This is a genomic window from Campylobacter sp. CFSAN093259, from assembly GCF_012889985.1.
GTDB classification, from domain to species: domain Bacteria; phylum Campylobacterota; class Campylobacteria; order Campylobacterales; family Campylobacteraceae; genus Campylobacter_D; species Campylobacter_D jejuni.
Genome location: NZ_CP040617.1, coordinates 1,073,267 through 1,090,808, shown reverse-complemented (window position 1 = coordinate 1,090,808; position 17,542 = coordinate 1,073,267). Strand labels below are relative to the sequence as shown.

The 17,542-nt window shown below is 29.7% G+C and carries 19 protein-coding genes; 7 read left to right on the top strand and 12 right to left on the bottom strand.

The window, feature by feature from the left end; all coding sequences use genetic code 11:
• Nucleotides 1-9: 9 nt before the first annotated feature.
• The 4 genes from FBF20_RS05735 to pssA are packed head-to-tail and all read left to right on the top strand — an operon-like array spanning nucleotide 10 to nucleotide 4,148.
• Nucleotides 10-855 (top strand): 50S ribosomal protein L11 methyltransferase, encoded by an 846-nt coding sequence (locus FBF20_RS05735; RefSeq protein WP_002856135.1) that lies wholly within the window; start codon nucleotides 10-12, stop codon nucleotides 853-855.
• A gap of 3 nt (nucleotides 856-858) precedes the next feature.
• Nucleotides 859-2,796, top strand: coding sequence for an ATP-dependent zinc metalloprotease FtsH (gene ftsH, locus FBF20_RS05730; RefSeq protein WP_002852796.1), 1,938 nt, complete (start codon nucleotides 859-861; stop codon nucleotides 2,794-2,796).
• Nucleotides 2,793-3,410 carry a phosphatidylserine decarboxylase gene (locus FBF20_RS05725; RefSeq protein ID WP_002904918.1) on the top strand — a complete coding sequence of 206 codons (618 nt, stop codon included), beginning with the start codon at nucleotides 2,793-2,795 and terminating at the stop codon, nucleotides 3,408-3,410. Before ftsH ends, FBF20_RS05725 begins: the two co-directional genes overlap by 4 nt.
• 9 nt (nucleotides 3,411-3,419) lie before the next feature.
• Nucleotides 3,420-4,148 carry a CDP-diacylglycerol--serine O-phosphatidyltransferase gene (gene pssA, locus FBF20_RS05720; protein ID WP_002853992.1) on the top strand — a complete coding sequence of 243 codons (729 nt, stop codon included), beginning with the start codon at nucleotides 3,420-3,422 and terminating at the stop codon, nucleotides 4,146-4,148.
• Here pssA and FBF20_RS05715 read toward each other — a convergent pair.
• A complete protein-coding gene (locus FBF20_RS05715; protein WP_002890476.1) occupies nucleotides 4,139-4,936 on the bottom strand; it encodes a ferritin-like domain-containing protein in 798 nt (265 codons plus the stop codon). The genes pssA and FBF20_RS05715 overlap by 10 nt on opposite strands.
• An 89-nt stretch (nucleotides 4,937-5,025) precedes the next feature.
• Here FBF20_RS05715 and FBF20_RS05710 point away from each other — a divergent pair, with 89 nt between their 5' ends.
• From FBF20_RS05710 to cetZ, 3 genes are all read left to right on the top strand, one after another.
• Complete coding sequence (locus FBF20_RS05710; protein WP_002853613.1) at nucleotides 5,026-5,385, top strand: methionine-R-sulfoxide reductase; 360 nt, start codon at nucleotides 5,026-5,028, stop codon at nucleotides 5,383-5,385.
• Nucleotides 5,386-5,399: 14 nt separating this feature from the next.
• Nucleotides 5,400-6,026: a MarC family protein gene (locus FBF20_RS05705; protein WP_002860212.1), complete on the top strand. Its 627-nt coding sequence runs from the start codon at nucleotides 5,400-5,402 to the stop codon at nucleotides 6,024-6,026.
• Nucleotides 6,027-6,106: 80 nt separating this feature from the next.
• The gene (gene cetZ, locus FBF20_RS05700; RefSeq protein WP_002852708.1) at nucleotides 6,107-7,396 is read left to right on the top strand and encodes an energy taxis response protein CetZ; all 1,290 of its coding nucleotides are present in this window, start codon (nucleotides 6,107-6,109) and stop codon (nucleotides 7,394-7,396) included.
• 21 nt (nucleotides 7,397-7,417) lie between these two features.
• Here cetZ and aat read toward each other — a convergent pair whose 3' ends face one another.
• The 11 genes from aat to FBF20_RS05645 are packed head-to-tail and all read right to left on the bottom strand — an operon-like array spanning nucleotide 7,418 to nucleotide 17,542.
• Nucleotides 7,418-8,065, bottom strand: coding sequence for a leucyl/phenylalanyl-tRNA--protein transferase (gene aat, locus FBF20_RS05695; RefSeq protein WP_002852895.1), 648 nt, complete (start codon nucleotides 8,063-8,065; stop codon nucleotides 7,418-7,420).
• Nucleotides 8,040-10,169 carry an AAA family ATPase gene (locus tag FBF20_RS05690; RefSeq protein ID WP_002852743.1) on the bottom strand — a complete coding sequence of 710 codons (2,130 nt, stop codon included), beginning with the start codon at nucleotides 10,167-10,169 and terminating at the stop codon, nucleotides 8,040-8,042. Before FBF20_RS05690 ends, aat begins: the two co-directional genes overlap by 26 nt.
• Nucleotides 10,166-10,456 carry an ATP-dependent Clp protease adaptor ClpS gene (locus tag FBF20_RS05685; RefSeq protein WP_002852892.1) on the bottom strand — a complete coding sequence of 97 codons (291 nt, stop codon included), beginning with the start codon at nucleotides 10,454-10,456 and terminating at the stop codon, nucleotides 10,166-10,168. Before FBF20_RS05685 ends, FBF20_RS05690 begins: the two co-directional genes overlap by 4 nt.
• A complete protein-coding gene (locus FBF20_RS05680; protein WP_002852711.1) occupies nucleotides 10,456-11,058 on the bottom strand; it encodes a TlpA disulfide reductase family protein in 603 nt (200 codons plus the stop codon). The genes FBF20_RS05685 and FBF20_RS05680 overlap by 1 nt, the downstream gene beginning before the upstream one ends.
• Before the next feature lie 10 nt (nucleotides 11,059-11,068).
• A complete protein-coding gene (smpB, locus tag FBF20_RS05675; RefSeq protein WP_002852861.1) occupies nucleotides 11,069-11,521 on the bottom strand; it encodes an SsrA-binding protein SmpB in 453 nt (150 codons plus the stop codon).
• Nucleotides 11,518-12,285: a 4-(cytidine 5'-diphospho)-2-C-methyl-D-erythritol kinase gene (locus FBF20_RS05670; protein ID WP_002869041.1), complete on the bottom strand. Its 768-nt coding sequence runs from the start codon at nucleotides 12,283-12,285 to the stop codon at nucleotides 11,518-11,520. Before FBF20_RS05670 ends, smpB begins: the two co-directional genes overlap by 4 nt.
• The gene (csrA, locus tag FBF20_RS05665; RefSeq protein ID WP_002852854.1) at nucleotides 12,282-12,509 is read right to left on the bottom strand and encodes a carbon storage regulator CsrA; all 228 of its coding nucleotides are present in this window, start codon (nucleotides 12,507-12,509) and stop codon (nucleotides 12,282-12,284) included. The genes FBF20_RS05670 and csrA overlap by 4 nt, the downstream gene beginning before the upstream one ends.
• Complete coding sequence (gene truB / locus FBF20_RS05660) at nucleotides 12,503-13,321, bottom strand: tRNA pseudouridine(55) synthase TruB (protein ID WP_002890099.1); 819 nt, start codon at nucleotides 13,319-13,321, stop codon at nucleotides 12,503-12,505. Before truB ends, csrA begins: the two co-directional genes overlap by 7 nt.
• Nucleotides 13,318-15,393, bottom strand: a complete 2,076-nt coding sequence (locus FBF20_RS05655; protein ID WP_002890094.1) for a 3'-5' exonuclease — start codon at nucleotides 15,391-15,393, stop codon at nucleotides 13,318-13,320. Before FBF20_RS05655 ends, truB begins: the two co-directional genes overlap by 4 nt.
• On the bottom strand, nucleotides 15,390-15,827 hold the full coding sequence (locus FBF20_RS05650) for a hypothetical protein (protein ID WP_002890092.1): 438 nt from the start codon (nucleotides 15,825-15,827) through the stop codon (nucleotides 15,390-15,392). The genes FBF20_RS05655 and FBF20_RS05650 overlap by 4 nt, the downstream gene beginning before the upstream one ends.
• Nucleotides 15,821-17,542, bottom strand: a complete 1,722-nt coding sequence (locus FBF20_RS05645; protein WP_002890090.1) for a M3 family oligoendopeptidase — start codon at nucleotides 17,540-17,542, stop codon at nucleotides 15,821-15,823. The genes FBF20_RS05650 and FBF20_RS05645 overlap by 7 nt, the downstream gene beginning before the upstream one ends.

The window sequence follows — 17,542 nt, the reverse complement described above, 5'->3', positions numbered from 1 at the left end:
AAATTCTAAATGCAAAAAAAATATTATGAATTGTTCTTTATCGTAGAAGAGCGGTATAAAAATTTATTTCTTGATTTTGCTTTTGATTTAGGTATAGAAGCCATAGAAGAGAAAGATAATGGTGTTTACATTAGATCCCATGAGAGTTTAGAAGAGTTTTCATGGGCACTTGAAATATTTGCTCAAAAACTTACAACTACTTTCAATTTAAACCATAAAATTATTTCTAATTTAAGTCTTGTAGAGAAAGAAAACAAGGACTGGATACAAGAATATAAAAAAGGCATAAAACCTATCTTAGTGGATAATGTTTACATCCATACAACTTGGCAAGAAGAAAAGAAGAATTGTATAAATATAAAGATTAATCCAGCCTTAGCCTTTGGCTCAGGACATCACGAAAGCACATATTCTTGTGTAAAATTTTTACAAAAATTTTCTAAAAGTAAATTAAGAGCTTTAGATCTTGGTTGTGGTAGTGGAATTTTGGGTATTATTATGGCAAAGTTTGGTTGTAATGTTGAAATTTGTGATACTGATGAGTTGGCTATTGATAGTTCTTTAGAAAATGCAAGATTAAATGGTGTCGATTTTCACAAGGCTTGGTGTGGATCTATAGATAAAGCAAATGGTTTATATAATCTAATTGTTGCAAATATCATTGCAGATGTGATTTTAATTTTAGAAAAAGATATTAAAAACCATTTAGAAGATAATGCTATACTTATTTTGTCAGGAATTTTAGATAAATATTCAACAAGAATTAAAGAAAAATTTCAAGATTTGGAACTCATTGATGAAATGCAAATCAATGAGTGGTGTAGTTTTGTATATAAAAATAATAAAAAAGGATAAGTAATGAATAATAATACCCAAAATAATAAGGGTAATCCGCAGGGTAATAATTTTTTTAACAAAAATCCCATTTTTATTTTTGCGATTTTTGCAATTATAATGATAATTATTTTTAAGGGATTTTTTGATGGCAATGGTTCTTTTGGCGGGGCATTGAATGGCAATGAAGTAAATAAAAATGTCCCTTATTCTGAGTTAAAAAAGCTTATTGAAAGTGGACAAATCAATCAAGTTAGTATAGGACAAACAACAATCAAAGCGATTTCAAGCTCTCACAATACTGTTTATACAGCAAAAAAAGTTAATGATCCTGAGCTTGTGAGTTTACTAGATAGTAAAAATATCGCTTATGGTGCGTATTCTGAAACAAATTGGTTTACGGATATACTTTTTTCATGGGTTTTGCCAGTATTTATTTTCTTTGGTATTTGGATGTTTTTGGCAAGTCGTATGCAAAAAAATATGGGAAGTTCTATATTGGGTATAGGAAGTTCTAAGAAGCTTGTAAATTCAGAAAAACCTAAAGTAAAATTTAGCGATGTAGCTGGTGTTGAAGAAGCTAAAGAAGAAGTAAAAGAAATTGTAGATTTTTTAAAGTATCCTGAAAGATATATTAAATTGGGAGCTAAAATTCCAAAAGGGCTTTTACTTGTTGGGCCTCCAGGTACAGGAAAAACTTTGCTTGCAAAAGCAGTTGCAGGTGAAGCTGATGTGCCGTTTTTTAGTGTTTCAGGTTCGTCTTTTATAGAAATGTTTGTGGGTGTAGGTGCTTCTCGTGTGAGAGATTTGTTTGAAAATGCAAAAAAAGAAGCTCCTGCTATTGTTTTTATAGATGAAATAGATGCTATTGGTAAAAGTCGTGCAGCAAGTGGCATGATGGGTGGAAACGATGAAAGAGAGCAAACTTTAAATCAGCTTTTGGCTGAAATGGATGGCTTTGGGACAGAAAGTTCCCCAGTCATTGTTTTAGCAGCAACAAATCGCCCAGAAGTTTTAGATGCAGCGCTTTTAAGACCAGGAAGGTTTGATAGACAAGTTTTAGTTGATAAACCTGATTTTAAAGGTAGGTGTGATATTTTAAAAGTGCACATGAAAGATGTCAAAATATCTCCAAAAGTTAAAGTAGAAGATATAGCACGCTTAACCGCAGGGCTTGCAGGAGCTGATCTTGCAAATATTATTAATGAAGCGGCACTTTTAGCAGGTAGGGATTCTAAAAAATATGTAGAACAAAATGATTTAGTTGAAGCTGTTGAAAGAGCTATAGCAGGACTTGAGAAGAAATCACGTCGTATTAATGAAAAAGAAAAGAAAATTGTTACTTATCATGAATGCGGTCATGCCTTGATTGCTGAAACTACCAAAGGTGCAAAACGTGTAAGTAAGGTTTCTGTGATTCCACGTGGTCTTGCGGCTTTAGGTTATACTTTAAACACCCCTGAGGAAAATAAATTTTTAATGCAAAAACATGAACTTATTGCCGAAGTAGATGTGCTTTTGGGTGGTCGTGCGGCTGAAGAAGTGTTCATAGGTGAAATTTCAACGGGTGCAAGTAATGATTTGGAAAGAGCAACTGATATCATAAAAGCTATGATTTCTATGTATGGTATGAGTGAAATTGCAGGACTTATGGTGCTTGAAAAACAAAGAAATACTTTCTTAAGTGGTGGGCAAACTATAAAAGACTATTCTGAAAAGATGGCAGAATCTTTAGATGATTATGTAAAGAAAACCTTAGATGAACGCTATAAAGATGTTAAAGATACTTTAAATACTTATAAAGGAGCGATTGAGACTATGGTTGCAGCCCTTTATGAAGAAGAAACTATTGAAGGTAATAAAGTGCGTGAGATTATTAAAGAGTTTGAGGATCAAAATAGTCTACCAACTCGTTTACAAGAACTCGAAGAAGTTAAAACTGAAGTTAAAGTAGAAGAATGAAAGATTTTATTGCAAAAGATGGATATTTAAGTCTTATTATTTTAAGCTTGGTTTTTATTTTTATGTGGATTTTTTACTCTTTTTCCATCTTGCTATTAGCATTAATTGTAATTTGTATTTTTCTTTTTAGAACACCTAAAAGAGAACTTGTTTGTAGTGATGAAAAAGCTATTTTTGCACCTATAGATGGTAGGGTTACTAAAATAGAAAATATTCATCATAAAGATTTGGGTGAATGTGTTGAAATTACTATTAAAAATGCTCTTTATGATGCTGGGAATTTTAATACACCTTTTGCAATGTCTATAATAGATATTCGTTTACGACATGGGCTTTTTTTGTGCAGTGAATTAAAATCTGCAAAAATGATGAATGAAAGAGCTTTTATTTTGGCAAAAGTTAAAGAGAATAAAACGATAGCCTTGCGAATCTATGCAGGTTCTTTTGATAGAAAATTAAAGCTCGATAATATTTCTCATGATTTAAAAGCAGGAGATAGAATGGGTTTTTTAATCAATGGCTCTATAAGTTTACTTTTACCAAAAGATACTAGAATTCACATAGGCTTAAATGATGAAATTAAAGCAGGCTCATTGCTAGGCTATTTTGCGTAAGGAAAAATAATGAATAACAGACCGCAACTAATTTATATTTTACCCAATCTTTTTACAGCTGCTTCAGCTTTTTTAGGGGTTATTTCTATTATAGCTTCAATACATGGAAATTATTATACAGCTTTGATTTATATTATTTTATCTTTGATTTGCGATGGGCTTGATGGCCGCGTTGCAAGACTTACAAATTCTACTTCAAAATTTGGAGTAGAATTTGATTCTTTAGCTGATCTAGTAGCTTTTGGAGTTGCTCCAGCGGTTCTTTTTTATATGGCTATAGGTTATGATTTTGGAAAGCTTGGATCTTTGATTACAGCTTTTTTTGTGGTTTTTGGAGCTATTCGTTTGGCGAGATTTAATGTTACCACAGGCACTTATGAACCCTCCGTTTTTATAGGTCTTCCTATACCTACTGCAGCAGTTGTGAGTGCTATATGGACTTATGCATTTATCAGTTATGATTTTTTAAAGCCTTATGGTGTAGTTTTTTTGGTGCTTCAAGCAATTTTAGGGCTTTTAATGGTAAGTAATATACGCTATCCTAGCTTTAAAAAGCTTGATTTTAATCGTTCTAGTGTTTTAAAAGTTTTGATTATTTTAATTATAATATTTTCATTTTTATATCTTTACCCTCTTGAAAGTTTAGTAATTTTAGCAAGCTTGTATGTGCTTTATGGAATTATTCGAGTTTTATATACTATTATCGTTTCAAAATTTAAGACAAGAAATCAAGAGTAAAATTTTTCAATGACTTCGCATTCTTCTTGAGTGAAGCCAGCTTTGATTCTTGCTTGAATGTTAAGTTTTTTTCCTGCAAGAGAGAATTGTTTAAATGTTTTGCAAAGCTCGATAAAATTATACTTGTTTTGGTTTGCAAATTTCCACCAAGTATCTCCTTTTTTAACGTGTTTTATTTCATCATTAAGTATAATTTCAAGATATTCCATTAAAAGATTTTTAATGGAATGATTGGAACTTTGAAGTTTTTGAACAACAAAGGGGTTGGCATCAAGCCCTTTAGCTTCTAAACCTCTATGAACTATTCCCATTCTAAAGCTTAAAGAGTCTTTTGTAGCTTCTAGAGCAGATTCTAAATTATCATGCACTGGAAAATCTCCATATTTGTAACCAAGTTCTTCAAGCGCTGAATTTAAAAGTTTGAAATGTTTAATTTCCTCATCTGCCACCTCCAGCCAATCGTAATAAAATTGCAAAGGTAGATTTTTAAAGCGATAACTCGCATCTAAAGCCAGGTTAATTGCATTAAATTCTATATGAGCGACTGAATGAATTATTTTAGCAAGCGCATGAGTTGAATTGAGAAATTTAGGCCTTCTTATACGCGTAGGATGAAACAAGGTAATTTGTTGCGATGTATTTTTTTTGAAAATGCTTTGATGCTCGTGATTAAAAATAAATTTGTGGCTTTTAAAGTCTTCATAAAAATTTTGAAAAGAGTGAAATTTTATAGTTATATTTTTTTCATATAAAATATCTTGAAGTTCTTGAAAAAATTCTTTTTGCATTTAAAACTTTCTTGAAAATTATAAAAATTTATCATTTAAAATTGAAATTTTAATTATATAATATAAAAATTATTTTACAAGGGCAGATCATGAAAGAATTAAATGAAGAAGAAAAAAAAGTAATTTTAAATAAAGGAACAGAAGCTCCTTTTAGTGGGAAATATAATGATTTTTATGAAAAAGGAATCTATCAATGCAAGCAATGTGGAGCTTCGCTTTATAAATCCGAAGATAAATTTAAATCAGGTTGCGGATGGCCTAGCTTTGATGATGAAATAAAAGGGGCTATTAAAAGAATTCCTGATAAAGATGGGATTAGAACCGAGATTGTATGTGCAAACTGCAATGGACATTTAGGTCATGTTTTTGAAGGAGAAGGATTTTCTGCTAAAAATGTAAGACATTGTGTAAATTCTATTTCTTTGGAATTTGTAAAAACTAAGGATTGATAGTGTTTTCTAGTATGGGTTCTGAGCTTTATTTGATGTTTTTTGCTGCAATTACTTTACTTGCTATATTAAATCCTTTTGGTAATTTAACTCAATTTTTGGCTATGAGTGATGGATTGCCTTTAATGCTTCGAAAAAAACTTTTTAGAACTATTCTCTATACAGCTTTTACTATAGTTTTGGTGTTTTTATTATCAGGACCTTTATTTATGAACTATATTTTTAGAGTTTCATTGGATGATTTAAGGGTTTCTGGTGGTTTGGTTCTTATTATAATGGCTATTAAAAATTTACTTTTTTCAACAAAAATTGCAACTAAGGATTTTAGTTCTTATCAAGATATGGATGATAAGGAAATTTTAAGACAGAGTTTAATACCTATGGCATTTCCTATGCTTGTTGGGCCTGGAACTTTAGCTAGCGTTATTGTTATAGCCGAAGATGGTGGGCTTGATGTTGCTCTTGGTGGAGTAATGATAGCTTTTATTTTTATGTTTATACTTTTTCATTTTGCAGCTACTATAGAAAAAATAGTTGGAAAATTGATTTTACATGTTTTTTCTCGTATAGCACAAGTATTTATTGTTGCTATGGGGTTTAAGATGATTATTGTAGGTTTAAAGGATATATTTAACTTATAAATTAATATAATTTTAAGTAAATAATACTATATAAATATGATATAATTTTAAAATAATTTATTATTAAAAAGGTGAGTTTTATGTTTGGTGCTAAGAAAAATAATACTAAAATAATTGAACAACTTGAAAAAAAATGTAATGGTTTAGGAGATATTTTAAGATCTATTGGGAATACCATGGCGGTAATTGAATTTACTACCGATGGCGTTATTTTAGAGGCAAATCAAAATTTTTTAACAACTATGAAATACTCCCTTTCAGAGATCAAGGGTAAGCATCATAGTATGTTTTGTTTGCCTGAAGTTGTTAATTCTTCAGCATATAGTGATTTTTGGAAAGATTTAAGAGATGGAAAAGCTAGAAGTGGTCTTTTTAGACGTATAGCTAAGGGAGGGATAGATGTTTATTTAGAAGCAAATTATCTTCCAATTAGTGATAATAATGGTTATGTTTATAAAATTATTAAATTTGCCAATGATATAACTCAAAGACATTATGAAATGCTTGATCTTAGAAATACTATTGCTGCTGCTAATCGTTCTATGGCTATTATTGAATTTAAACCTGATGGGACTATTATTACGGCTAATGAAAATTTTTTAAGAGCTATGGATTTTAATATTGATGAGATTAAAGGAAAGCATCATAGTATGTTCTGTGATTCTAATTATAGACACTCTAAGGACTATGTTCAATTTTGGGAAGATTTAAGAGAGGGTAAATTTCAATCAGGTAAATATATAAGATACGGAAGAAATAATAAAAAAGTATACCTTGAAGCAAGTTATAATCCGGTTAAAAATGATGATGGAAAAATTTACAAGGTTATTAAATTTGCTACAGATATAAGCGAACAAGTTAAAAAAGATCAAGAAAAACTTCGTCTCATAAGCGAACTTGCAGAAAAAAATGATAATCTTACTCAAGATGGAGATCGTGTAATTGAAAACACTGTTTCAAATGTTCAGAATATTGCTGATATGATGTCTCAAAGTTCAAATCTTGTTTCCTCTTTAAATCAACAATCAGATGAAATTAAATCTATTATTCAAACTATTAGTGATATTGCTGATCAGACTAATCTGCTTGCTTTAAATGCTGCTATTGAGGCAGCACGTGCTGGTGAACATGGTAGAGGTTTTGCTGTTGTTGCTGATGAAGTAAGAAATTTAGCTGAAAGAACAGGGCATTCGGTTAATGAAATTACCACTACGATTAATTCTATTCGCAATGTTACATCACAAGTGGTTGAGAGTATTAAAAGCGGTTTAGAGGATGTTAATCAGAGTGTTGAACTTGCAAAAGAAGCAAGAGAGTGTATGGAGAAAATTCGTGAAAGCTCTGCTGAAGTTGCTAAAGCGATGTCATAAGCGTGATTTTCACGCTTATTTTTAAGTAATTAAATCTTTAAAATTTTTAAAACCACTTTCTTGATTGCATTTTTCTTTTAAAATATTTAAAAATTCTTTCCTAGAAATATTATGAGCACCCATAAATTCTAAATGTTGGTTATAAACTTGACAATCTATGATAAAATCATAAGGTTTTAATAAATCACAAAGTTTAATCATGGCAACTTTAGATGCATTTTTTTTAATGCTTACCATGCTTTCACCAAAGAAAACCTTGCCTAAAATTAAACCATAAATTCCACCTATAAGTTCATTATTTTCATAAAGTTCAAGGCTATGCGCATAGCCTTGGGTAAATAACTTATAATAAGTGGTAATAAATTCATCATCTATCCAGCTTTGAGAGCGTGTATCGCGACATAATGTAATTAATTTTAAAAAATCATAATCAAGTTTAATTTGATAGAGATTAATAAATTTTTTCATATTTTTTTGGATGTGAATTTGATTTGGAATTAAAATGCATCTAGGATCTGGACACCACCAAGTTACAGGTTTACTTGTCCATGGGAATAGACCAAAAGTATAAGCTTTTACAATAAAATCAGCTTCTAAATTTTGACTTAAAAATACAGGAGCATTTTTAGGCGCATTGAGTAATTTAGAATATAAATTCGAGCTTTTCATTTTTACCAAGTTTGATTTTAGCTATACCACCTTTTTTAAGCTTTCCAAATAAAATTTCATCACTGATTTTTTCTCCTATTTCCTCAGAAATTATGCGTTTTAAAAGCCTTACTCCAAATTCTTTATTATAGGCTTTTTTAGCTAAATAAATTTTAGCTTTATCATCCACTGATAATTTTATATTATTTAAATTTTTAGAAATTTCGTCAAGTTCTTTTTCGATAATTTTAACAAGTATAGCATCGTTTAAATCATTAAAATGTAAAATTTTATCAATGCGATTAATAAATTCTGGAGCAAAAAAGTCTTTGATAGCACGATTACTTTTTTCTTCATTTTTACTTAAAAAACCAAGCTCATTGCTTTCTTTAAGTCCTAGATTAGATGTCATAATAATGATTGTATTTTTAAAATCTACTTTAAGACCACTATTGTCGGTGAGTTCAGCATTGTCAAAAATCTGTAAAAAGGTATTGCTTAAATCAGGATGAGCCTTTTCTATTTCGTCAAAAAGAACAAGACTGAAAGGATTTTTGCGAATAGCATTGCTTAAAAGTCCACCCTCTTCAAAACCTATATATCCAGCTGGAGATCCTATTAGTTTACTTATAGCATGTTTTTCTGCATATTCACTCATATCAAAGCGTTCTAAATTTAAACCTAAAAATTCAGCTAAAGCTTTGCAAAGTTCTGTTTTTCCAACTCCACTTGATCCAGTAAACAAAAACACTCCGCGTGGTGTATTGGAATTTTTAAATCCTGCGAAACTTTGCTTAAGTGATGAAACAAGGCTATCTATAACTTCATCTTGGCCAAAAATTTTTGCTTTTAAATTTGTTTTTAAGTTCATTAAAGCTTTATTTTGATCGAATTCAAACATTTTGTGATGGTGGGTCATTTTTGCTAAAACATTTTCTAAATCTTTTAAATTGGCATTTTTTTTAGCTCTTGGATTTAAAGCAAAAGAAGCGCCAAGTTCATCGATCAGATCTATAGCGCTATCAGGTAAAAATTTATCATTAAAAAATTTTTTACCCCAAATTACAGCATATTGAAGAATTTCATCGTTTAATTTGATATGATGAAATTCTTCATATTTGTTTTTTAATCCTTTAAGAATTTGCAAGCTTTCTTCTTGGCTTGGTTCATCTACATTTATTTTAGCAAAACGGCGACTTAGGGGTTTATTTTTATCAAAAGTATTTTTATATTCCATAAAAGTTGTTGCACCTATGCATTTTAAAGTTCCATTGCTTAGAGCTGGTTTTAAAAGATTGGAAAAATCAGTATGAGATTCTCCTGTGCTTCCAGCTCCTACTATAGTGTGAATTTCATCAATAAATAAAATAGCATTGGGTATTTTCTCAAGTTCACTTAAAATTTCTTTAATTCTTTTCTCAAAATCTCCACGGTATTTTGTTCCCGCAAGTATACTAGCCATATCAAGACTAAAAATTTTTGCATTTTGTAAGTTTTTAGGCACCTTTTTTTCCGCAATAGCCAATGCTAATCCCTCTACAATGGCTGTTTTTCCAACTCCTGCTTCTCCTACTAAAATAGGATTATTTTTCTTGCGACGTGAAAGAATTTGCATCATTCTTTCAAGTTCAAATTTTCTTCCTATTAAAGGATCAATTTTGCCATTTTGAGCTAAAAGTGTTAAATCACTTGTGTGGTTGTTTAAATTTTGTATATTTTCATGATTTTGAAGTTCTTGAATTTTGTTAAGATTTATGTTGTGTTTTTTTAAGAGATAGCTAGAATAACTTCTTGAATCCTGTATGAGCTTTTCTAAAAAATCTATAATTTTAATTTCATTATTTTTATTTTTAGATGAAAGTAAGATTTCATCTAAAACAACAGATATTGTAGGTTCTATTTCTTGTTTAATAACTTGATTGTTTTGAGAAATGTAATTTTTTAATTCAGTTTCTAGAAGTTCAAGATCTCCATCTGAAAATTCTTCAAATATATCCTTAAAATCAGTGCTTAGTTTTAGTAATGCAAACAGTACATGCTCACAGGTAACAAATTCATGGTGATTTATTAAGCTTAGATTTTTGGCATTATCAAGATATTTTTGTAAATTTTCTTGGTATTTCATTCTTCTTCCACCTTTGCTTGTAGTGGAAAATTAGCAAGTTTAGCCGCATCCATAACTTTTTTTTGTTTTGAAAGAGCTATTTCCTGGGTGTAAATGCCACAAATTCCAGAACCATTGTGATGAATTTCTAACATTGTTTGACTTGCTTTCTCAAGGTTTTGATGAAAAATATTCATCAAAATTTCTATGACAAAATCCATGGTTGTTACATCATCATTTAAGAGTATAACTTTATACATTTTTGGTTCACTAAGTTTTGTTTGCTCTAGAGTTTGGGTTTTTGGCATTATTTTCCTTTGTAGATTTTATTTAAATCTTCTTGCATGAGTTCTGTTGGAATTTTACCAAGATAAAAATTTGTTGGAGTATTATTATTCCAGTAATCGCTTATTTTTTGATAAATTCCATTTTTTAAAACAACTTTAAAAGGAAGTTGCTCCATATTTTGATAGTCTATATCTTTTAAAATTTGAGCAATAATACGATCATTAGAGCTGCCATTGCTTAGAAAATAGTAAGCACCATAATCACCCGCGAATTTTTTAACTGTTTCATCGCTAACATCTTCAAAATGTGTAAGTCCTATAATGATAAATTTGCTAGAATTATTTTTCCAAAGTTTGCTAAGATCTAAAGCTTCTTCTTTACATGGGGTGCAAAAAGTGCCAAAAAAATCAAACATTAGAACTTTTCCTTCCTCTCCTTCCACCACAAAACCTTTATCTGTTCTTATTAAAGTTTTGCTTCCACCATTTACACTATTTAAGACTATTTTATCTCCTTTGTGATACTCTTCAAACATAAAATCATTTTGAATTTCTTCTTCCTTGGAGCAAGCATTAAGAAAAAATGCTAAACTTATTAAAAATAGGGCTGAAATTTTTTTCATTTATTTTCCTTTATTTGTAATTTTTCATAGCAGCTCTAGCTTCTAAATCGGCTTGCTTTTTCTTTAAAGTTTCACGCTTGTCGTGCAAATTTTTCCCTTTAGCTAAAGCAAGGGTAGCTTTTACTTTATTTTTTGTGTTAAAATAAAGATCTAATGCAACGATAGTATATCCTTCTATACTTACTTTACCTAATAATTTATCAATTTGCTTTCTATGCATTAAAAGCTTTCTAGCACCTCTTTCTTCGTGTTTATAGAAAGAATGTGTAGTATGAAGCAATGAAATATGAGAATTAAGTAAAAAAATCTCATTTTTTATAATGCGAACAAAAGAGTCTTTAAGATTTGCTCTTCCTGCTCTTAAGGCTACAACTTCACTTCCTTTAAGGACAATTCCGGCTTCAAAGCGTTCTATGATGCTATAATCAAATAAAGCTTTTTTATTTCTCGCAATAATTTTCATCGATCAACCTTAAAAACACTACTACCGCTACCGCTTAGAAAAAAATCTTCTTGTAAGTAAGACTTCATTTTAGGATATAAAGTTGCACAAGGAGTAAATAAATCATTTAATTCTTTGTTTTTAAAATTTTGTAACAACTCTTTTGTGCTGAGTTTTTTGTAGATTTGCGCTTGATTATTGTTTTTTTGAAAGTCAAATATTCCTCTATCAAATTCATCATAAACAGCTTTAGTTTGGCAAGATATTTGTGGAAAAGTCCATTTTAAATTAGGTATGTCATCTTCAAATTCTTCTATAATTTCGCCACAGCCACTTACATTAGCAGAGTGAAAGCCACTTAAAAAAAAGGCAATATCACTTCCTAGTTGTATGCTTAAATTTATAAGTTCTTGCAGGTTTAATTTTAAATTTAGGGTTTCATTCATTAGTAGTAAAAAACTCGCACAATCGCTACTTCCACCACCAAGTCCAGCGCATACTGGGATATTTTTTGTGAGTTTTAGGCTTTTTTTGCTAAATAATTCTTTTAATTCGTTATTATATCTTTTAGAAAGTAGCAAATAAGCCTTTTGAATAATATTATTTTCGCATTTAAAATTACTAATGATTTCAAATTCTTTTTTAGAGTCTGATTCTTTATCAACAAGCTCAAGCTCATCAAAAACATCTTTTAAAAGTATAAATCGTGATTCTAAAAGATGATATTTTCTTGAGTCAAAACCGGTAAGTTTTAAAAAAATATTTGCTTTAGCGTAAGCTTTCATTTGATTAGTTTTTTGCTTAAGTCATCAAGTTTAATATCATTCTGAACAACAGAATGCAAATTTTCATCCTTTACTTGTTGAACAAGTTCTTTTCTAAGTATCATAAGGGATTTTGGAGCTTCTATGCCTATTTTGGCATATCCTTTCCCTGTTTGAACGACTTTGATTTCTATACCTTCTCCGATAATTATACTTTCATTTTCTTTTCTTGATAATATTAACATTTTTCAACCTTATTTAGAAGATATTTTACTGTATTTTCTTTAATATTAATTATGCTAAAATATTTTTCTGTTTCAATATAATAATCTCCTTCATCATGAAATTCTAATTCTTCGACAAAAATTTTAGCACCATTTTCGAGTTTATTTAATTTCTTGATAAAATTTGGCTTTAGGTCAATGTATTTTAACACATTTAAGCTTTTCTCATTATTATAAACAAATTTGCCTTCTTTAATGCGCTCTAAAGAGCTTAAAGTCGCATTAATACCTAGTTTTCTAGCAAAAAGTTCACAATAAGATCTTATATAAGCACCTTCACTGACTGTGATTTCGATATTTAAAAAAGGATGATTATAGCTTAAGATCTTGCAATCAAATACTTCCATTTGGCAAGGTTTTAAATTTGCTTCTATACCTTTTTTTGCAAGTTCATAGGCGCGAGTTCCATTGATTCTTTTGGCGCTAAATTGCGGCGGTGTATAGGAGATAATTCCTTGCATTTGATCAATGATTTGTTGTAAATTTGCAAGATCAAATTCTTTTATATTTTTAATTTCTTTTATATTTTGATCATCAAGACTTAAGGAGTAAACTCCAAGCCATAAAGTAGCTTTATAGGTTTTTGGAGTTTTTTTTAAAAATCGGAAAAGTTTTGTGTATTGTCCAAACGCAACGATTAAAACCCCTTTGGCGAAAGGATCAAGAGTGCCAGAATATCCTGCTTTTTTATTTTTATATTTTTTCTTTAAAGTACTTAAAAAGGCATTAGAACTCAAACCTCTTGGTTTAAAGGCTGCAAAGATCTTATTCATACTGCTTTTTCCACGAAGCTTGCCATGATTACACGCATTATACCACCAAAATTAATATTAAGCTTTTCCTCTTTTCCGCTTTTATTAACTTCAACAACCCTGCCAATGCCAAAAATTTTATGTTTAACTAGATCTCCTTTGCAAAAACTAGTTTTTTGTATATTTTGATTTTTTGATTTTTCATTGATTAATTTACTTTCTTCTAAGAAGCGGCTAGGATTGATGTTTGCTCTTGAACCATGATAAAAACGAGAATTTGCAACACTTATTGTGAGAAATTTCTTGGCGCGAGTGATGGCAACATAAGCAAGACGGCGTTCTTCTTCGAGATTTTCTTCGCTATTTAAAGGAAAAAATCCTTCATCAAAGCCTATTATAAAAACATAATCAAATTCCAAACCTTTGCTAGCATGAATACTCATCAAGCAAACACATTCTTCATCTAAATTATCTTGATCACTTAATAAAGAAATTTCACTAAGTAGATCTTCTAAAGAAGCTTCGGGATCTTCTTTGAGTTTTTCTCTTAGATTGGCATAAAACTCATCAAGATTTCTGATTCTTTCATCTCCATCATCTTGCTCTGAAAAATAATCTTTGATTTTAAATAATTCTTCTATATTGTCAAAAACCTTTTTTGCATTATCGTAGCTTTTTAGAGTGTGAATATTTTGTATAAAAATATTTGCTTCATTTTGTGCTTTTTTTGTTGTTAAAATTCCTACACCGCCATCGCTTTCACATAAGGCATCAAAAAGTGAAATTTGACGTTTTTTTGCATATTCTTCTAAATTTTTTAGGGCTTTTTCTCCTATGGATCTTTTAGGGCGATTTATAATACGCCTAAATGACAAATCATCGTTTGGATTTAAGATAAGTCTAAGATACGAGATTAAATCTTTTATTTCTAATCTTTCATAAAAACGCATACCGCTAAGCAGTTTATAAGAAATTTTTTCCTTCATAAATGCTTCTTCTATTGCTCTTGATAGTGCATTAACTCGAAATAAAACGGCGATCTCTTTAGCTTCTACTTCAGAATTTAGCAATTTTTTCACTTCTTGAGCGATATATAAACCTTCATCTTTTTCGTTTTCGTTTTTTAATATTTTAATATTTTCCCCAGTATCTTTAGTGCAGATTAAAGTTTTTCCAAGTCGTTGCTCATTGTGAGATATGAGATTATTTGCTGCTTGTAAAATAGTCCCTACTGAACGATAGTTTTGTTCAAGTTTTACAAGTTTAACATTTTTAAAATCGTTTTGAAAATTTAAAATATTTTCAATTTTTGCTCCACGCCAACTATAAATACTTTGATCATCATCACCAACAACTGTGATATTTTCATGCATACAACATAGATTTTTTAGAATTTTATATTGCAAGGTATTAGTATCTTGATACTCATCAACTGTAATGTAATTATAAAGTAAGCTTTGTTCTTTGGCAAAATTTATATCATTTTCTAAAATGAGATTGCTTAGCAATAAAAGATCATCAAAATCTACAAAATTTTGCTTTAATAAGTATTCTTCATAAGCACGGTAATAGTTGGCAAATTTGTATTCATTTTGATATTTTTCAAAATTATGTTCTTTTAGTAAATTTAAATCTTCAAAGACATTGCTTACTCTTTTGCCTTCATTTTTGCAATAAGATATGTATTTGATAATATCATAGACATTATCTTTGTTTTTATCATGGATTAAGTCTTTAATTATTTTTTTTGTATCATCTGTATCGATAACAATAAAACTATTTTTACGCTCCAATCTTTCAAAATGGAGTTTTAAAAATAAAAGTCCAAATTTATGAAAGGTGCAAAGCAAAGGATTGTGATTGCCTTGTAGAAAATTTAATGCTCTATGACGCATAACACTAGCTGCTTTATTTGTAAAAGTAAGAGTAAGAGTGTTATGCGAGGGGATGCCTACTTCACCGATAAGATAAGCAAGACGAGTGGTGATAGTTTTGGTTTTTCCACTACCTGCACCCGCTAGGATAAGCATAGCTCCATCAATGTGGCTTACCGCTTGTTTTTGACTATCATTTAAATCTTCAAATAGATTCATTTTTTGAAAATATCTTTATTTTTTGGATTATTTAAAAATATATTTTTAGATTTTTGTAAATTTTTACTATCTTCGCGTTTATAAAGGCTAAAATTAACAAATAAAATGCTATTTTCTATTTGAATTTGCGTGATAGCTCCTAAATCAACCTTTACAAAACTATCAAAATCATCATTTCCAAAACCTGCGTGAAATTGAATGAAATCTTTATTTAGTTGTATGGATTCAAAGGTGTAACCTCCAAGGGCAAAAAGAGCATAAGGATTTTGTTTAACATCAAGCTCTTTGGGAAGTTCAGGGTCAAAATCTATGAAATTTGTATTTGCAACTATAGAAAATTCTATGTTTTCTTCTATAAGGTGTGAAATAACTTCATAACAATGCTTTTGCATGGTATGGATAAAATTTTCATTTTTTAAGATTGTTTCTAGCATGATTGCAACTCCATAAATTCATTGATAAGTTTTTGAATTTCTTTTATGCCTATTTCCCAAAAATTTTCATCTTCTATATCAAATCCAAACATTGCTACTAGTTCTTTTGGACTCACACTTCCACCTAAAGAAAGCATTTTGATATAAAGTTCTTTAAAATTTTCACATTTTTTACTTTTGTAAAGTCCATAAAGAGCTAAAACTAAAAGTTGTGCATAGGCATAAGCATAACAGTAAAAAGGAGAATGGATAAAATGAGGAATATAACTCCACCAAGAAGCATAATTTTTTGTGAGTTTTACGCTGTCTTGAAACATCTTTTGAGATTCTTCCATCCAAATTTTATTGATTTCTTCAGTGCTAGGTTCATTTTCTTGGGCATGCAAGCGTCTTTCAAAACAAGTAAAATTAATTTGTCTATAAAAAGTTGCAAAAATATCTTCGATTTTATTTGCATATAAAGATAGGAGTTCTTCTTTTTTTAGCTTATCTTTAATAAAATCAAATACCAGCATTTCAGCAAAAACTGAAGCTGTTTCTGCGGTGGTTAAAGGCGTATTTTGATTTAAATAGCTTACATGATAAGAAAGTTTTTGATGGATGGTGTGTCCTAATTCATGTGCAAGTGTAAAAAGATCGCGTCTTTTATTGGTGTAGTTTAATAAAACAAAAGGATGTGCATCAGAAGTTGCAGAATGTGAAAAAGCACCCCCTTGTTTATTTTCTTGCGGATAAACATCAATCCAGCCTTGATCAAAAGCATTTTTTGCTATATCATAAAATTGAGGAGAAAAAGCTTGAAATGCCTCTAAAACAATATTTTTACTTGTTTTAAAATCAAAACTTGCTTCTTTTCCTATGGGTGCATATCTGTCATAGTCTTTAAGCTCATCATAGCCTAAAATTTGTTTTTTTCTTTTGTAAAATTGCGATACTAAGTTAAAATGTTTTTGCGCACTTGCTATCAAAGAATCAACGCTTTTTTGTGAAATTTGATTGCTGATATGTCTTGAAATTTCAGCATTTTCATAACCTCTTAATAAGCTTATATTTTTTCTTTCTGTTTTTATCATATTGATAATAAAACTTAAAAGTCTGCTATTTTTTTGTAAAACTTTACTGAATTTTTTAGCAGCTTTTTTGCGTATCTTTCTATCTTCATCATACATTTTGCTTAGAATTTCTTCTTCGCTAAGTTTTTTACCTTCAAAAGGGATTTTTAAAGCGCTCATACTTTCATCAAAAAGTCTACTAAAAGCATTTGCACCTGTATTTGAAAGATAGAGCATAATGCGTTCTTCGTTTTTGCTAAGATTATAGCGTTTGTTTTGCAATAAATTAGAAAGATAAAAATCATAATCTTTGCAAAAAGTTGTAAATTCTTGACTTTTTTCAGGAGCTAACTCGCAAAATTCAAGCTCGAAAAAGAGTAAATTTTCTTCTATTTTTTTGCATTCTTCTTCGTATTGTGCATAAAAAGAACCATTTTGAGTGTTTTTAGCAAAAAGTAAATAAGCATAAGTCATGATTTTGCCAAGGGCTTGATTTAAATTTTCATAATCTTTTAAAGCTTGTAAAAACTCATTAGCATCCAATGTATAAAGTTTATTTTCATAGTTTTTTTTGAAATTTAAACTTTGTTGGATTTGATCTTGTGTAAAATTTTGTAATGCTTCTTTATCGTGAAATAAAGCACTTAAATCCCATTCTAACAT

Excerpts from the sequence above, each read along its gene's own strand:
- FBF20_RS05645 (WP_002890090.1), bottom strand. The coding sequence starts at position 17,542 with ATGTTAGAATGGGATTTAAGTGCTTTATTTCACGATAAAGAAGCATTA.
- FBF20_RS05705 (WP_002860212.1), top strand. The coding sequence starts at position 5,400 with ATGGGTTCTGAGCTTTATTTGATGTTTTTTGCTGCAATTACTTTACTT.
- FBF20_RS05690 (WP_002852743.1), bottom strand. The coding sequence starts at position 10,169 with ATGAAATACCAAGAAAATTTACAAAAATATCTTGATAATGCCAAAAAT.
- FBF20_RS05655 (WP_002890094.1), bottom strand. The coding sequence starts at position 15,393 with ATGAATCTATTTGAAGATTTAAATGATAGTCAAAAACAAGCGGTAAGC.
- ftsH (WP_002852796.1), top strand. The coding sequence starts at position 859 with ATGAATAATAATACCCAAAATAATAAGGGTAATCCGCAGGGTAATAAT.
- FBF20_RS05725 (WP_002904918.1), top strand. The coding sequence starts at position 2,793 with ATGAAAGATTTTATTGCAAAAGATGGATATTTAAGTCTTATTATTTTA.
- FBF20_RS05670 (WP_002869041.1), bottom strand. The coding sequence starts at position 12,285 with ATGAAAGCTTACGCTAAAGCAAATATTTTTTTAAAACTTACCGGTTTT.
- FBF20_RS05680 (WP_002852711.1), bottom strand. The coding sequence starts at position 11,058 with ATGAAAAAAATTTCAGCCCTATTTTTAATAAGTTTAGCATTTTTTCTT.
- smpB (WP_002852861.1), bottom strand. The coding sequence starts at position 11,521 with ATGAAAATTATTGCGAGAAATAAAAAAGCTTTATTTGATTATAGCATC.
- aat (WP_002852895.1), bottom strand. The coding sequence starts at position 8,065 with ATGAAAAGCTCGAATTTATATTCTAAATTACTCAATGCGCCTAAAAAT.
- cetZ (WP_002852708.1), top strand. The coding sequence starts at position 6,107 with ATGTTTGGTGCTAAGAAAAATAATACTAAAATAATTGAACAACTTGAA.
- FBF20_RS05650 (WP_002890092.1), bottom strand. The coding sequence starts at position 15,827 with ATGCTAGAAACAATCTTAAAAAATGAAAATTTTATCCATACCATGCAA.
- truB (WP_002890099.1), bottom strand. The coding sequence starts at position 13,321 with ATGAATAAGATCTTTGCAGCCTTTAAACCAAGAGGTTTGAGTTCTAAT.
- FBF20_RS05685 (WP_002852892.1), bottom strand. The coding sequence starts at position 10,456 with ATGCCAAAAACCCAAACTCTAGAGCAAACAAAACTTAGTGAACCAAAA.
- FBF20_RS05710 (WP_002853613.1), top strand. The coding sequence starts at position 5,026 with ATGAAAGAATTAAATGAAGAAGAAAAAAAAGTAATTTTAAATAAAGGA.
- pssA (WP_002853992.1), top strand. The coding sequence starts at position 3,420 with ATGAATAACAGACCGCAACTAATTTATATTTTACCCAATCTTTTTACA.
- csrA (WP_002852854.1), bottom strand. The coding sequence starts at position 12,509 with ATGTTAATATTATCAAGAAAAGAAAATGAAAGTATAATTATCGGAGAA.
- FBF20_RS05735 (WP_002856135.1), top strand. The coding sequence starts at position 10 with ATGCAAAAAAAATATTATGAATTGTTCTTTATCGTAGAAGAGCGGTAT.
- FBF20_RS05715 (WP_002890476.1), bottom strand. The coding sequence starts at position 4,936 with ATGCAAAAAGAATTTTTTCAAGAACTTCAAGATATTTTATATGAAAAA.